Raw genomic sequence first — 12992 nt, forward strand, 5'->3', positions numbered from 1 at the left:
GACATGGTCGACCACGTGACCAGCAGGTGGGGCGTCTGGGTGCTCATCTCCCTGCGCCGCAACGACCTCCGGTTCTACGAGCTGCGCGAGAGCATCCAGGGCATCAGCGAGAAGATGCTGGCCCAGACCCTGCGCACGCTGGTCGAGGACGGTCTGGTCTGGCGGAAGGTCGAGCCGACGACGCCGCCGCAGGTCACGTACGGGCTGACCGAGTTCGGCCGGGACGTCGGCGAGCCGCTGACGGAGCTGTTCGACCGGATCACCCGCCGGCTGTCGGCGCTCGATCCCGCCTGACCTTCGGGGCGCCGGGTGCACACTGGACAGCGGGACGAGTGCCCGACTGTGAGGTGGTGGAGATGCAGAGCCGCTTCCGGAGTGACCGGCGGTTGACCGTGCGCATGGGGATCACCCTGTTCCTGCTCGGCCTGTTGTACGTGGGGTTCGTCGCCGCGCTGATCGCGCTGCTGAAGTCCTGGGTCCTGGTCGTGGTGATCGTGGCGCTGGTGTTCGGGGCGCAGTACTGGTTCTCCGACCGGATCGCGCTGTTCGCGATGCGCGGCCGGATCGTGGAGCGGGACGAGTATCCGGAGCTGCACGGGGTGGTGGACCGGCTGGCGGCGATGGCCGACATGCCGAAGCCGGTGGTCGCGGTGTCGGAGATGGAGATGCCCAACGCCTTCGCCACCGGCCGCAATCCGGACAACGCGGTGGTCTGCGTGACCACCGGGCTGTTGCGGCGGCTGGAGCCCGCGGAGCTGGAGGGGGTGCTGGCGCACGAGTTGTCGCACGTCGCGCACAAGGACGTCGCGGTGATCACGGTGGCGTCGTTCCTCGGCGTGATCGCCGGGCTGATCGTGCGGTTCGCCTTCTACTCCCAGCTCTTCGGCGGGCGCCGGGACCAGAACACGATGGCGGTCCTGGCGGTGGTGATGGGCGTCTCGGCGGCCGTGTACGCACTCAGTTTCCTGCTGATCCGGGCCCTGTCCCGGTACCGGGAGCTGGCGGCCGACCGGGCCGCGGCCCTGCTCACCGGGCGCCCCTCGGCCCTGGCGGCGGCCCTCACCAAGGTCACCGGCGACATCGCCCGCATCCCGACCAAGGACCTGCGCACCGCCCAGGCGTTCAACGCCTTCTACTTCACCCCGGCCTTCGGCAGCGAGCCCGGCCTCGGCCGGTTCTTCGCCACCCACCCGAGCCTGGAGCAGCGGCTCGACCAGCTGGGCCGGATCTCCGCCGAGCTGGGTGAGGCGACGGCCCCCGGCCATGCCTGAGGCACGGGAAGTCACGGGACGTCGCGGGAGGACGGGCGCACGGGCATGAGACTGCTGGACATCCTGCTCGGCAGGTCCCGGGCCGTGGGCCCGGATCTCGACCGGCTCTTCGCGCTGCCCTCGGCGGCGGTGGGCCTGGAGGCCGCGGCCGGGTTCCGGCCGACCGGGCAGGGGGCGGTGTGCTTCGCCACGGTCGAGGGGGCCGCCTTCGAGCGCACGCACCGCGAGATCCGCGCCCTGCTGGACGCGGACGCGGGGCGCACCCCGGTGGAGCTGACCCACGACTCCTACGGCTACTCCTGGCTAGTCTCGCACCGCTCCCCGGAGGAGCTGCCGGTCCTGGTGAACGACCTGCACGCGGTGAACAGCACCCTGGAGGCGGCCGGCTTCGGGCCGCGGCTGCTGTGCTCGCTGGCCGGTTTCGCGGCCGAGGACGGGCGGCGGCTCGCCCTCGTCTACCTCTACAAGCGCGGCACGTTCTACCCCTTCGCGCCCCTGCCCGGCGGGCGGCAGCAGCGGGACAACGCGCTGGAGCTGCGGATACGGGCGGCGCTCGCCGACGAGCTGCCGGTGGAGGACGACCTGGGCCGCTGGTTCCCGGTGTGGGGTGCGCCCGGACTCTGAGCGCCGGGTGCCGTGCAGGACACGGCACCCGGCGCCGACGTCACCGCGAGTACCGCATCAACGCCCGCACCATGTGGCAGGTCGTGTCCGACGGCGGATGAACGCCGATGGTCAGGGCGGCGCTCCGTATCCTCTCGTTGCGCGCCTGGTTGGGCAGGTAGACGCCGGAGTCGAGCAGGGCGATGGCGAGGCGCATCGCCTTGAGCCGGCGGTTGTGCGTCACGTACCACTCGCGCGGGCGGCCCGCCGGCAGCGGACGCTTCTCCACGGGTTCGTACGGCAGGTCGAGCAGGACGGGCCGCTTGGCGGTGGACTGGGTGGGCAACGGCTTCGGCTTCAGTGCGGCAGCGGGCACGGGCATCCTCCTGTCGCGGTCAGGGCGCCGTCCGGACCTCCCGGCGACACCCTCGAACACTGCTTCTATTTTACTGCCCACCACTGACAAAAGCCCCTGCCCACAAGGCATTTCGGGGCCGCTGGGACCCACGTGGTGAACGAGTTCCGCCGCCCTCCGGCTACCGTGTGCGGCATGGAGATCTGGATCAATCCGGCCTGCTCGAAGTGCCGCAGCGCGATCAGCCTGCTCGACGCGGAAGGGGCCGACTACACCGTCCGCCGCTACCTGGAGGACGCGCCGAGCGCGGACGAGATCCGCGAGGTGCTCACCCGGCTGGAACTCGAACCGTGGGACATCACCCGTACCCAGGAGGCGGCCGCCAAGGAACTGGGCCTGAAGGACTGGCCCCGTGACGAGGCGTCCCGCGACCGCTGGGTCACCGCGCTCGCCGAACACCCCAAGCTGATCCAGCGCCCGATCATCACGGCGGACGACGGGACGGCCGTGGTGGGCCGCACCGACGAGGCGGTCCGGGACGCCCTGTCCCGGTAGGCCGCCCTGCGGAATGTGACGCAGGTTACGGGCGCGCGTCGACGCGACCGGTGAGTAACTCCGTTCGGTATCTCGTACATAGCGGCGTACGCTCCCCTACCTCTTCAGGAGGCGCGGATGTCGCGCAGGAGAACTCTCGGTACGAAGAAGAAGATCGCGCTACTGGTCGGCGCCGCCACGGTGGCCGGTGGCGGCGCCTTCGTCATGGCGAACGCCTCGAACGCCGCGCAGACCACGCAGGACGCGCGGACGAAGGCGGCCCAGGACTCGGGTGTCTGCCAGGGTCTGGCCACCGCGCTCGGCAACAACCAGCGGTTCATCGAGGGCCAGCGGGCCAATCCCGACGCGCAGTCGCAGGCGCGGATCGAGAACCGCGAGGCCGTCGTCGCGGAGATCGAGCGCAAGCAGGCCGCCTCGGGGTGCGCGGTCGGGGAGTCGGCTCAGGACTCCCAGACCCCGCAGCCGCCGCAGGCCGGACAGGAGGCGGGCCAGGACACCGGGGACCGGACCGGCGACCAGGCGGGCGACCAGGCAGGGGGCGCCGGGCAGGCCGGCGAGCAGGTCTGCGCCGGCTCCACGGTCACCCTCTCCGGCGAGGGCGGTGCGCCCGCCGCCTCCAGCAACCAGTTCCCGGTGGGCACCAAGCTCAGGGTGACCAACCTCGACAACGACAAGTCCACGACCGTGGAGGTGAACTCGGTCTCGGGAAGCTGTGCGCTGCTCAACAACGCGGCGTTCGAGCAGGTCCGTGAGGAGGGCAAGTTCCTGATCCGGCGGGCGCTGATCGAGAAGGTCGGCTGAGGCTCACTCGCCCGGCACGCCCGGTGCGGCCAGGAAGTCGCCGAGGCGGCGGCCGAGACCGGGCGGCGCGGACTGCGGCAGCGCGTGGTGGGACACGTCCGGCAGGACCGCGGTCTCCACGTGCGGCAGCAGGGTCCGCGCCCGGGCCGCCACCTCGGCGGGGTCGTGCGTCCTGCTGTTCCCGGCCAGGAGCAGCAGGACCGGCACGTCCAGGGCGCGCAGCGCCTCGGGGGCCGGGCGCGGTCCGGTGACCGGCCTGCGCTCCGGGAAGCCGACGGCGGCCTCCTGGAGGGCGAGCCAGTCGGCGTCGAGCGGTGTCGCCCCGGTCTCCCAGTCCAGGAAGGCGCGGACCCGGCGGGGCGTGGGCCGCAGCAGCATCGGCAGCGCGCGCAGCAGGTAGGCCGCTTTGAACCCGGCGAAGCACTGGGTCGGGTCCAGGAGGAACAGGCGGCGTACCCGCTCGGGCGCGTGCAGGGTGTGGTGCAGGGCGATCCAGGCGCCGTAGGAGTGCCCGCCGAGGTCGGTCTCCGCGATGCCGAGGCCGTCGAGGAGCGCGTCCAGCCAGCCGGCCAGGTCGGCGACCGTACGGGGGTGGCGGTCGCCGGCCGGTGTGCTGCGGCCGGGGGCGCCGATCAGGTCGACGGCGTGCACGCGGTGGGTACGGGACAGCTCGGCGGCCTGGGCGTACCAGGACGCGGAGGTCGCCGCTCCGCCGCCCGGCAGCAGGACGAGGGGACGGCCGCCGGCCGGGCCGGTCACGTTGACGTGCGTCTCACCGAAGGGCGTGGGCACGGTCACCGCCTCGGTGCCCGCGGGCCACTTGGCCAGCACCTTGTCGTAGGCGTCCCGGAAACGGCCGGCGTCGTACGGACCGCGAGCGCTCATGAGCGGTACCCCCTGTTTCGTTCACTCCCCTGATGCCTGCTTCCCCGGTATTATCTCGCCCAACGAGATACTTGTCGAGCGAGGCGATCGCGGGACACGAGCGGGACGATCGCCGCAGGGACCGAAGGGAGCGCCCCCGTGTCCGACCCGGAACCGGAGATGGAACTCGTCCACCTCCTGCGCGCGGTGGCCGTCGAACTGGGTGCGCACAGCGCCCGGTTCGCCCAGCGCAACGGCATGCACCCCACCGACGTCCGTGCGCTCATCGCGCTCATGGACGCCGCGCGGGCCGGCGAGGCGATGACCGCCGGGCGCCTGGGCGGCGCGCTCGGCCTGAACTCCGCGGGCACGACGGCACTGGTCGACCGGCTGGAGCGGGCCGGCCACGTGCGCCGGGTTCGCGACGGACGGGACCGGCGCAGGGTCACCGTCGAGGTGGACGAACGGGCCGTGACGCTGGGCTGGTCCCACTTCGGACCGCTGATCGGACGGGCGGTGGAGCTGCTGCGCGGATACGACGAGCGGGAACTGGCGGCGATCCGGGGCTTCCTGACCGGCGTACGGGAGGCCGCCGCGGACGACGGACGTGAACCGCACCACAACGAGCCCGGGTAACACGGGGTTCACATACGGGCAACGGTCGGGAAATCGCCTGTTGACACGCTGCACGGCAGTAGACGCGGTACCCCTGCCGCCCCAGCGCCGCCGCACCCGCACGTGCGCCGAGACCCACCCCGAAGGATGTGGCCCCGTGACCTTCAAGGCTGAGTACATCTGGATCGACGGCACCGAGCCGACGGCCAAGCTCCGTTCCAAGACGAAGATCATCACGGCTGCCCCCGCGGGCCTGGACGCCCTGCCGATCTGGGGCTTCGACGGCTCCTCCACCAACCAGGCCGAGGGCAGCTCCTCGGACTGCGTGCTCAGGCCGGTCTTCTCCTGCCCCGACCCGATCCGCGGCGGCGAGGACATCCTGGTGCTGTGCGAGGTCCTGGACACGGACATGACGCCGCACCCGAGCAACACCCGTGCCGCGCTGGCCGAGCTGTCCGAGCGCTTCGCCGCGCAGGAGCCGATCTTCGGCATCGAGCAGGAGTACACCTTCTTCAAGGGCGCCCGCCCGCTCGGCTTCCCCGAGGGCGGCTTCCCGGCCGCGCAGGGCGGCTACTACTGCGGTGTCGGCTCGGACGAGATCTTCGGCCGCGACGTCGTCGAGGCGCACCTGGAGAACTGCCTGAAGGCCGGTCTCGGCATCTCCGGCATCAACGCCGAGGTCATGCCCGGTCAGTGGGAGTTCCAGGTCGGCCCGCTGGCCCCGCTGGAGGTCTCCGACCAGCTGTGGGTCGCGCGCTGGCTGCTCTACCGCACCGCCGAGGACTTCGAGGTCTCCGCCACCCTCGACCCCAAGCCGGTCAAGGGCGACTGGAACGGCGCGGGCGCGCACACCAACTTCTCCACCAAGGCGATGCGCGAGGGCTACGCCGCGATCATCACCGCCGCCGAGTCCCTCGGTGAGGGCTCCAAGCCGATGGACCACGTCAAGAACTACGGCGCCGGCATCGACGACCGCCTCACCGGCCTGCACGAGACCGCCCCGTGGAACGAGTACTCCTACGGCGTGTCCGACCGCGGCGCCTCGGTGCGCATCCCGTGGCAGGTCGAGAAGGACGGCAAGGGCTACATCGAGGACCGCCGTCCCAACGCCAACGTCGACCCGTACGTCGTGACCCGCCTGCTCGTCGACACCTGCTGCACGGCGCTGGAGAAGGCCGGCCAGGTCTGAGACGTGCCGGGTCCCGTCCGGGGCGCGTTGTCAGTGGCGCGTGCGAGGGTGGGGTCATGGAGATCGACGGGGACCTCGCCATCAGGGTCGAGACGGAGAACTGGCAGACGCACACCCGGATTCGGGCGGAGCGGCTGCGCGAGCTGGTGACGCGTATCGGCCACACCGGCGACCGCTTCCTGGTGATCCAGCGGATACCGGACGTCCCCGACGTGTTCGCGCAGGTCTGGCACGAGCACGGCGGGGAGTACCGGCTGGAGTACCGCAGCGCCGCTGACGCGTTCTTCGGTACCGACATCGGCGACCCCCACCGCGTGGCCGACCTCCTGACCGGCTGGGCCCGCCAGGAGCCCGGCTGGGACGCGGGCGCCGTCTGGGAGCCGATCCCCGTCCCGCCGCCGGAAGAGGTCCCGGACCTGCCGGACGCGGTCCGCGAGCAGGTCGAGCGGCGGGTGCGCGAGCAGCTCCGCTGCGGCTACGACGGCCGCGGGACGCTCACCGAGATCGCGGAGGATTACCTGGTCGGCGGCGAGTACGGCGAACGGCCGGTGTCCCGGGCCCAGGCCCGGCGGCTGGTGGACCGGCTGTGGCTGGAGCGGCTGGCCGAGCAGGAGTCCTGGGGCGCGGAGACCACCGACCCGGACCGGCTCACCCGGGTCTTCCGAGCCCTGGACGCGGCCGGCCTCACCGCCCGGGAGAACTTCGCGTGCTGCCGGGGCTGCGGCACGGCGGAGATCGGCGCGGAGCGCGAGGGCGCCCGGGGCTTCGTCTTCTTCCACCGGCAGAGCACCGAGGCCGCCGCCGAGGGGCACGGGCTCATGCTGCACTACGGCGGTTTCGACGGCTCCGAGGAGACGACCACGGCCGTCGGACACGAGGTCGTGGCGGCGTTCACGGGGTCCGGGCTGTCCGCCCAGTGGGACGGCGATCCGGGCAGAGCCATCACCGTCGCCCCGCTGAACTGGCGCAAACGGCTGGTGGGATGACCGGGCCGGGGACCGGTTCACGCCAAGCGGCGTCCACGCACTGAGAGGAGTCTCCTCTCCCCCTCCGTCGTCTGCTTCAATGGGCCCATGGCCAGCTTCCGGAAGTACGCAGCGACGGGTCGCCATGACCTCGAGCCCTTCTGGCCTTCCCGTCAGCACGACGACTTCGACCGGGTGTGTTGCCGCGCGACGATCGCGCCGGCCCGCTAGGAAGCCGCACATCCCAGGCATTCTGTGCCTTCTGCCGGTGCGCACGACGTACGTCCCGCGACGCGCCCGACCACGAACTCGCGCCCGTCGCCCCTACCGACGAACCTCTCGCGCGAAAGAGCTGACGTCTCATGGCGACCACCCGTTCCCTGTCCACCGTCACCCTGGACTCCCCCACCGTCCGCCCCGACTCCGGCGGGCCCCGGCACCGGCTGCGCGCCGTGGACCGGGACGAGGTGGTGGACGTCTCCGATCTGCTGCCGCCCGGCGCCACCTGGCTGCCCGCACCCCCGCACACCCTGCCCCCGCTGCCCGGCCGTCCGCCGATGGTCGGCTACCTGGTGCTCGTCCCGGCCGACCAGCAGCCGCCGTTCCGCCCGCAGGGCGTGGCCGCGCCGCCACCCGAGGGCCGCGACGACGGCGACGACCAGGACCGGGCCCGGGACGAGGCCCCGCTCGTCCGGATCGACTCCGCCCGGCGTGTCGCGGCCGTGGAAGGACGCGAACTCGACCTGACCTACCTGGAGTTCGAACTGCTCGCCCACCTCGTCACCCATCCGCACCGGGTGCACACCCGCGACCAACTGGTGACCACGGTGTGGGGCTACGGACACGTGGGCGACGGCCGCACCGTCGACGTGCACGTGGCCCGGCTGCGCCGGAAGCTCGGCGCCGAGCACCGGCACACGATCCAGACAGTGCGGCGCGTCGGCTACAAGTACACGCCGCCCACGGGACGCTGAGCCGCCACCGCCCTTCTGCTGACGGCAGAGGGGCGTTCCCCGCAGCCGCCGCGCCCGGCACAGTGGCGGCATGAGGCTACTGGTGCTGGGCGGTACGGAGTTCGTGGGGCGGGCCGTGGTCGAGGCGGCGCTCGGCCGCGGCTGGGAGGTGACCGTCCTGCACCGCGGACGGCACGCCCCGCCCCCCGGAGTGCGGGCGCTGCACGGCGACCGCACCGCGCCCGACGGGCTCGACGCGCTGGCCGAGGGCGCCTGGGACGCCGTCGTCGACACCTGGTCGGCGGCGCCCCGCGCGGTGCGGGACGCGGCCCGGCTGCTGCGGGGCCGCGCCGGACGGTACGTGTACGTGTCGAGCTGCTCGGTGTACGCCTGGGCCCCGCCCGCCGGGTACGCCGAGGACGCCCCGCTCGTCGAGGGCGCCTCGGCGGACGCCGGGCAGGTCGACTACGCCCGGGACAAGCGGGGCGCCGAGCTGGCCGTCCTGGACGCCTTCGGCGCCGACCGCTCGCTGCTGGTGCGGGCCGGGCTGATCCTCGGCCCCCTCGAGAACGTCGGCCGGCTGCCGTGGTGGCTGAACCGCATGGCCCGCGGCGGCCCGGTCCTCGCGCCGGGACCGCGGGACCTGCCCCTGCAGTACATAGACGTGCGCGACCTCGCCGACTGGATGCTCGGCGCGCTGGAGCGGGAGCTGAGCGGGCCGTACAACCTGGCCTCCCCGCCGGGGCACACCACGATGGGCGGCCTGCTCGAAGCCTGCGCGGCGGTCACCGGCGGCACCGCGCAGCTGCGCTGGACCGCCCCCGAGACCGTCCTGGCCGCCGGCATCGAGCCGTGGGGCCAGTTGCCGGTGTGGACCCCGCCGGGCAGCGACCTGCACGACGCCCTGCAGAGCGCGGACGTCTCCAGTGCCCTGGCGACGGGCCTGGTCTGCCGGCCCGTGGGCGACACCGTGGCCGACACCTGGGCCTGGCTGCGGACCCTCGGCGGCACGGCACCCCAACGCCCGGACCGGCCACCGGTCGGCCTGGACCCGGAGGCGGAGGCGAAGGCCCTCGCCGCCGACGGCCCCGGCGGTGGTGTACCTGGCACCACCCCCTGATCGGGGTGCCCGGCCCAGTGCCCCGTGTCGTCGCCTCGGCGAGACTGATGTCATGAGCATCGAGACGAAGAGCGGCACAGGGCGGCCACAGACAACCGGGCGGACGCGGGGCTTGGCGTTGTCGGCCGTACGGGGACTGGCGCTGGCGCTCATCTCCCTGCCGGGCGCGGTGATCTGCTTCTGCCTGACCGTGGTGTCCGTCGCCCTCATCCCGATCGGGGTCGGCATCGTCACCACGTCGTGGGTGCTGACGGGGGTACGGGCGTTCGCGGACTGGCGGCGGCTGCTCGCCGCCGAGTGGGGCGGGGTGCGGATCCCGCGGGCGTACCGGCCGCTGCCCGAGGGCGCCAATCCGTGGGCCCGCACCTTCGGGATGCTCCGTGACCCGGCGACCTGGCGGGACGTCCTGTGGCTGCCGGTCGACATGACGGCGGGCTTCGTCAGCGCACTGCTGGCCTTCGCGCTGGTGTTCTACCCGCTGGAGGGCTTCGTCATCGCGGCCGGGCTGTGGCGGGCCTGGGACGACACCTACTGGTACGGCTTCGTGCCCGTGACCGGCCAGATCACCGCGCTGTACGCCGCCGCCCTGGGCGCCGCCCTCCTCGTGGCAGCCGTCCGGCTCAGTCCTCTCGCACTGAAGGCCCACTTCCGGCTCACCGGCGCGCTCCTCGGCTCCGGCCAGGGCGAACTCGCCGAGCGGGTACGGGTGCTGACCGAGACTCGGCGCGACGCCGTCGACACCTCCGCCGCCGAGCTGCGCCGCATCGAGCGCGACCTGCACGACGGGGCACAGGCCCGGCTGGTAGCCGTCGGCATGGACCTGGGGACCATCGAGGCACTGCTGGAGAAGAACCCGGCGAAGGCCAGGGAACTGCTCGCGCAGACCCGGCAGTCCTCCGCCGACGCCCTCACCGAGCTGCGCGAACTGGTGCGCGGCATCCATCCACCGGTGCTCGCCGAACGCGGTCTCGGCGACGCGGTGCGGGCCCTGGCCCTGCGGCTGCCCATCGCCGTCGAGGTCGAGGTGGACCTGCCCGGCCGCGCCGACGCCCCCGTGGAGTCGGCCGCGTACTTCGCGGTCAGCGAGACCCTCACCAACGCCGTGAAGCACTCCGGTGCCGACCGGATCTGGGTCGACATGCACTACACGGAGGGGCGGCTGCGCGTCTGTGTCACCGACAACGGCAAGGGCGGTGCCGTGGTCGGAGCGGGCTCGGGCCTGGCCGGCCTGGAGCGCCGACTGGGTACATTCGACGGCGTCCTGGCCGTCAGCTCGCCCGCGGGCGGCCCCACCATGGTCACCATGGAGATCCCTTGCGCGTTGTCCTAGCCGAAGACCTGTTCCTGCTGCGCGACGGACTGGTCCGGCTTCTGGAGGCCCACGACTTCGAGATCGCCGCGGCCGTCGAGACCGGCCCCGAGCTGTCCCGGGCCCTGGCCGAACTGGAGCCGGACGTCGCCGTGGTCGACGTCCGGCTCCCGCCCACGCTCACCGACGAGGGCCTGCAGTGCGCGTTGCAGGCCCGCCGCGACCGGCCCGGGCTGCCGGTGCTGGTCCTCTCCCAGCACGTGGAGCAGCTGTACGCGCGCGAGTTGCTGGCCGACGGGAGCGGCGGGGTGGGGTACCTGCTCAAGGACCGGGTGTTCGACGCGGAGCAGTTCATCGACGCCGTACGGCGGGTGGCATCGGGCGGCACGGCGATGGACCCGCAGGTCATCCAGCAGTTGCTCAGCCGGCGCGCGGCGGAGGACCGCCCGCTGGAGCGGCTCACCCCGCGCGAGCTGGAGGTGCTGGAGCTGATGGCGCAGGGCCGGACCAACGCGGCGATCGCCGGGAAGCTCGTCGTCACCGAGCGGGCGATCGCGAAGCACACGGCGAACATCTTCGCGAAGCTGAGCCTGGAGGTCTCGGACGACGACAACCGCCGTGTCCTGGCGGTTCTGGCGTATCTGGACCGCGGCCGCTGACCCTGTGACGCGTCCCCGGGGCCCCAGGGACCCCAGCAATTCCCGAGACGGGTGAACACCTCAGGAGCGGCTTCCGTATGGATGGGAGCCGCTTCACTCCTGTCGGGCGCCCTCGATGCCCCGCAAGCGATGCCCCCGCAAGGAAGTTTGAGGAGTTCCATGGGACGCAACACGAGAAAACGCCGTACGCCGCTGGCCACCAAGATCGTAGCCGGGGCGGCGGCCCTGGCGGTCGGCGGGGGCGGGCTGGTCTGGGCCAACTTCTACGCTTCGGCGCACGAGGACCACGGGGGTCACAACCGGACCAGGTCGGCCGGCGCGCAGGTCGCGACGATCGACTGCCCCGACGTCGGCCAGAAGATCCGTGACGTGCCGGACCGGGCGCGCGGCGAGGTGGACGGCGAACTGGCCACGATGGACAGCCAGATCACCAACGCCTACCAGCGCCTCGCCACCACGCGGCGGGCGCAGGCGGGTGACTCGCAGTTCGTCCAGAACTCCATCCTGGGCCCGCTCAAGGACCGGCGGAAGGCGATCATCGACCGGATCCAGCTGGAGATCAACCGGGCCGGCGGCAAGGCCGACGACAACCTGGACGAGCTGGCGGGCTGCCAGGGACGTCCCGCGGACCAGCAGAACGGCGGCGGCCAGGACGACGGCCAGAACGACGACGGCCAGAACGGCGACGGTCAGAACGGCGGCGGTCAGGACGGCGATGGCCAGAACCAGGACGACAACGGCAACGGTGTCGCCGGTCCGGTCGCCGACGACTTCATCGACATCAACGACGTCCAGCCGAACTCCCGCAACAGCCGCAACGGCCTGGCCGCCAACGGTGACGGGGGTTCCACCGGCACCTTCAGCACGGACTGCGGCGTCAACGAGAACAACCTGTTCAACAGCGACAACCTGATCGCCGCCCCGGGCGTCGACAACGGCGCGCACCACACCCACGACTACGTCGGCAACCAGGACAACGACGCCTTCTCCAGCGACGAGGACCTGGCGAACGCGGACACCTCGTGCCAGAACCAGGGCGACAGGTCCACGTACTACTGGCCGGTGCTGCGGCTCCAGGACGGTACGCAGGAGTTCGACGCGAACGACCAGGGCGGCGGCGCCGAGGGCAACATCGGCAAGATCCTCAAGCCGGCCCAGGCCGAGCTGAAGTTCGTCGGCAGCCAGCAGGGCGACGTGGTCGCGATGCCGAAGTTCCTGCGCATCATCACCGGTGACGCCAAGTCGTTCACCAACGGCGACGCGAACGCCAACACCTCGTGGAGCTGCTCGGGCTTCGAGGACCGGCAGGTGACGGACAAGTACCCGCTGTGCCCCGAGGGCAGCCAGGTGCTGCGGACGACCAACTTCCAGAGCTGCTGGGACGGCCAGAACATCGACAGCGCCAACCACCGGGACCACATGGCGTTCGTCCAGCAGGACGGCAGTTGCCCGGAGGGCTTCCAGGCCGTTCCCCAACTCCAGGTCCGGCTCGCGTACGACATCCCCACCCCGACGGTCGACAACGGCCAGGTGCAGAACCCGTACGCCGTGGACAGCTTCCCGGAGCAGTTGCACAAGCCGATCACGGATCACAACGACTTCATCAACGTCATGGACGAGGACCTGATGAACGAGGTGGTCGACTGCATCAACCGCGGCGAGGACTGCCAGTAGCGGTCCCGGCCCGTGGCAAGGAGGGGGCCGGTGACGGATTTCCGTCACCGGCCCCCTTC

At 72.1% G+C, this 12992-nt stretch carries 15 protein-coding genes; 13 read left to right on the top strand and 2 right to left on the bottom strand.

Annotated elements, in window-relative coordinates; genetic code table 11:
- The 3 genes from IE258_RS35440 to pspAB form a co-directional block, all read left to right on the top strand.
- On the top strand, positions 1 to 294 hold a 294-nt coding region (locus IE258_RS35440; protein ID WP_229892626.1), incomplete at its 5' end, for a winged helix-turn-helix transcriptional regulator.
- Positions 295 to 356: 62 nt separating this feature from the next.
- On the top strand, positions 357 to 1271 hold the full coding sequence (htpX, locus tag IE258_RS35445; protein WP_189749960.1) for a zinc metalloprotease HtpX: 915 nt from the start codon (positions 357 to 359) through the stop codon (positions 1269 to 1271).
- Positions 1272 to 1316: 45 nt separating this feature from the next.
- Positions 1317 to 1895: a PspA-associated protein PspAB gene (gene pspAB / locus IE258_RS35450; protein ID WP_159329196.1), complete on the top strand. Its 579-nt coding sequence runs from the start codon at positions 1317 to 1319 to the stop codon at positions 1893 to 1895.
- 40 nt (positions 1896 to 1935) lie between these two features.
- Here pspAB and IE258_RS35455 read toward each other — a convergent pair whose 3' ends face one another.
- The gene (locus tag IE258_RS35455) at positions 1936 to 2250 is read right to left on the bottom strand and encodes a hypothetical protein (RefSeq protein ID WP_003976610.1); all 315 of its coding nucleotides are present in this window, start codon (positions 2248 to 2250) and stop codon (positions 1936 to 1938) included.
- A gap of 174 nt (positions 2251 to 2424) precedes the next feature.
- On the opposite strand from IE258_RS35455, the gene IE258_RS35460 reads away from it, so the two are divergent.
- Both IE258_RS35460 and IE258_RS35465 read left to right on the top strand, forming a co-directional pair.
- Positions 2425 to 2784: an arsenate reductase family protein gene (locus IE258_RS35460; RefSeq protein ID WP_189749962.1), complete on the top strand. Its 360-nt coding sequence runs from the start codon at positions 2425 to 2427 to the stop codon at positions 2782 to 2784.
- Between the two features lie 117 nt (positions 2785 to 2901).
- Positions 2902 to 3585, top strand: a complete 684-nt coding sequence (locus IE258_RS35465; protein WP_189749963.1) for an SCO2207 family protein — start codon at positions 2902 to 2904, stop codon at positions 3583 to 3585.
- 3 nt (positions 3586 to 3588) lie between these two features.
- On the opposite strand, the gene IE258_RS35470 is transcribed toward IE258_RS35465, so the two are convergent.
- The gene (locus IE258_RS35470) at positions 3589 to 4470 is read right to left on the bottom strand and encodes an alpha/beta fold hydrolase (RefSeq protein WP_189749965.1); all 882 of its coding nucleotides are present in this window, start codon (positions 4468 to 4470) and stop codon (positions 3589 to 3591) included.
- A 159-nt stretch (positions 4471 to 4629) separates the two neighbouring features.
- On the opposite strand from IE258_RS35470, the gene IE258_RS35475 reads away from it, so the two are divergent.
- From IE258_RS35475 to IE258_RS35510, 8 genes are all read left to right on the top strand, one after another.
- A complete protein-coding gene (locus tag IE258_RS35475) occupies positions 4630 to 5085 on the top strand; it encodes a MarR family transcriptional regulator (RefSeq protein ID WP_189750082.1) in 456 nt (151 codons plus the stop codon).
- 136 nt (positions 5086 to 5221) lie between these two features.
- Positions 5222 to 6253: a glutamine synthetase gene (gene glnII / locus IE258_RS35480; protein WP_189749967.1), complete on the top strand. Its 1032-nt coding sequence runs from the start codon at positions 5222 to 5224 to the stop codon at positions 6251 to 6253.
- Between the two features lie 56 nt (positions 6254 to 6309).
- Positions 6310 to 7239, top strand: a complete 930-nt coding sequence (locus tag IE258_RS35485; RefSeq protein WP_189749969.1) for a DUF6891 domain-containing protein — start codon at positions 6310 to 6312, stop codon at positions 7237 to 7239.
- A 341-nt stretch (positions 7240 to 7580) separates the two neighbouring features.
- Complete coding sequence (locus tag IE258_RS35490) at positions 7581 to 8192, top strand: winged helix-turn-helix domain-containing protein (protein WP_189749970.1); 612 nt, start codon at positions 7581 to 7583, stop codon at positions 8190 to 8192.
- Between the two features lie 70 nt (positions 8193 to 8262).
- The gene (locus IE258_RS35495; protein ID WP_189749972.1) at positions 8263 to 9291 is read left to right on the top strand and encodes an SDR family oxidoreductase; all 1029 of its coding nucleotides are present in this window, start codon (positions 8263 to 8265) and stop codon (positions 9289 to 9291) included.
- A gap of 52 nt (positions 9292 to 9343) precedes the next feature.
- Positions 9344 to 10621 (top strand): sensor histidine kinase, encoded by a 1278-nt coding sequence (locus tag IE258_RS35500; protein WP_189749974.1) that lies wholly within the window; start codon positions 9344 to 9346, stop codon positions 10619 to 10621.
- Complete coding sequence (locus IE258_RS35505) at positions 10606 to 11259, top strand: response regulator transcription factor (protein WP_127896118.1); 654 nt, start codon at positions 10606 to 10608, stop codon at positions 11257 to 11259. Before IE258_RS35500 ends, IE258_RS35505 begins: the two co-directional genes overlap by 16 nt.
- 159 nt (positions 11260 to 11418) lie before the next feature.
- A complete protein-coding gene (locus IE258_RS35510) occupies positions 11419 to 12933 on the top strand; it encodes a DUF1996 domain-containing protein (protein ID WP_189749975.1) in 1515 nt (504 codons plus the stop codon).
- The last annotated feature ends 59 nt before the right edge of the window (positions 12934 to 12992 follow it).

Origin of the sequence: Streptomyces tendae, assembly GCF_014650435.1 — a bacterium.
GTDB classification, from domain to species: domain Bacteria; phylum Actinomycetota; class Actinomycetes; order Streptomycetales; family Streptomycetaceae; genus Streptomyces; species Streptomyces tendae.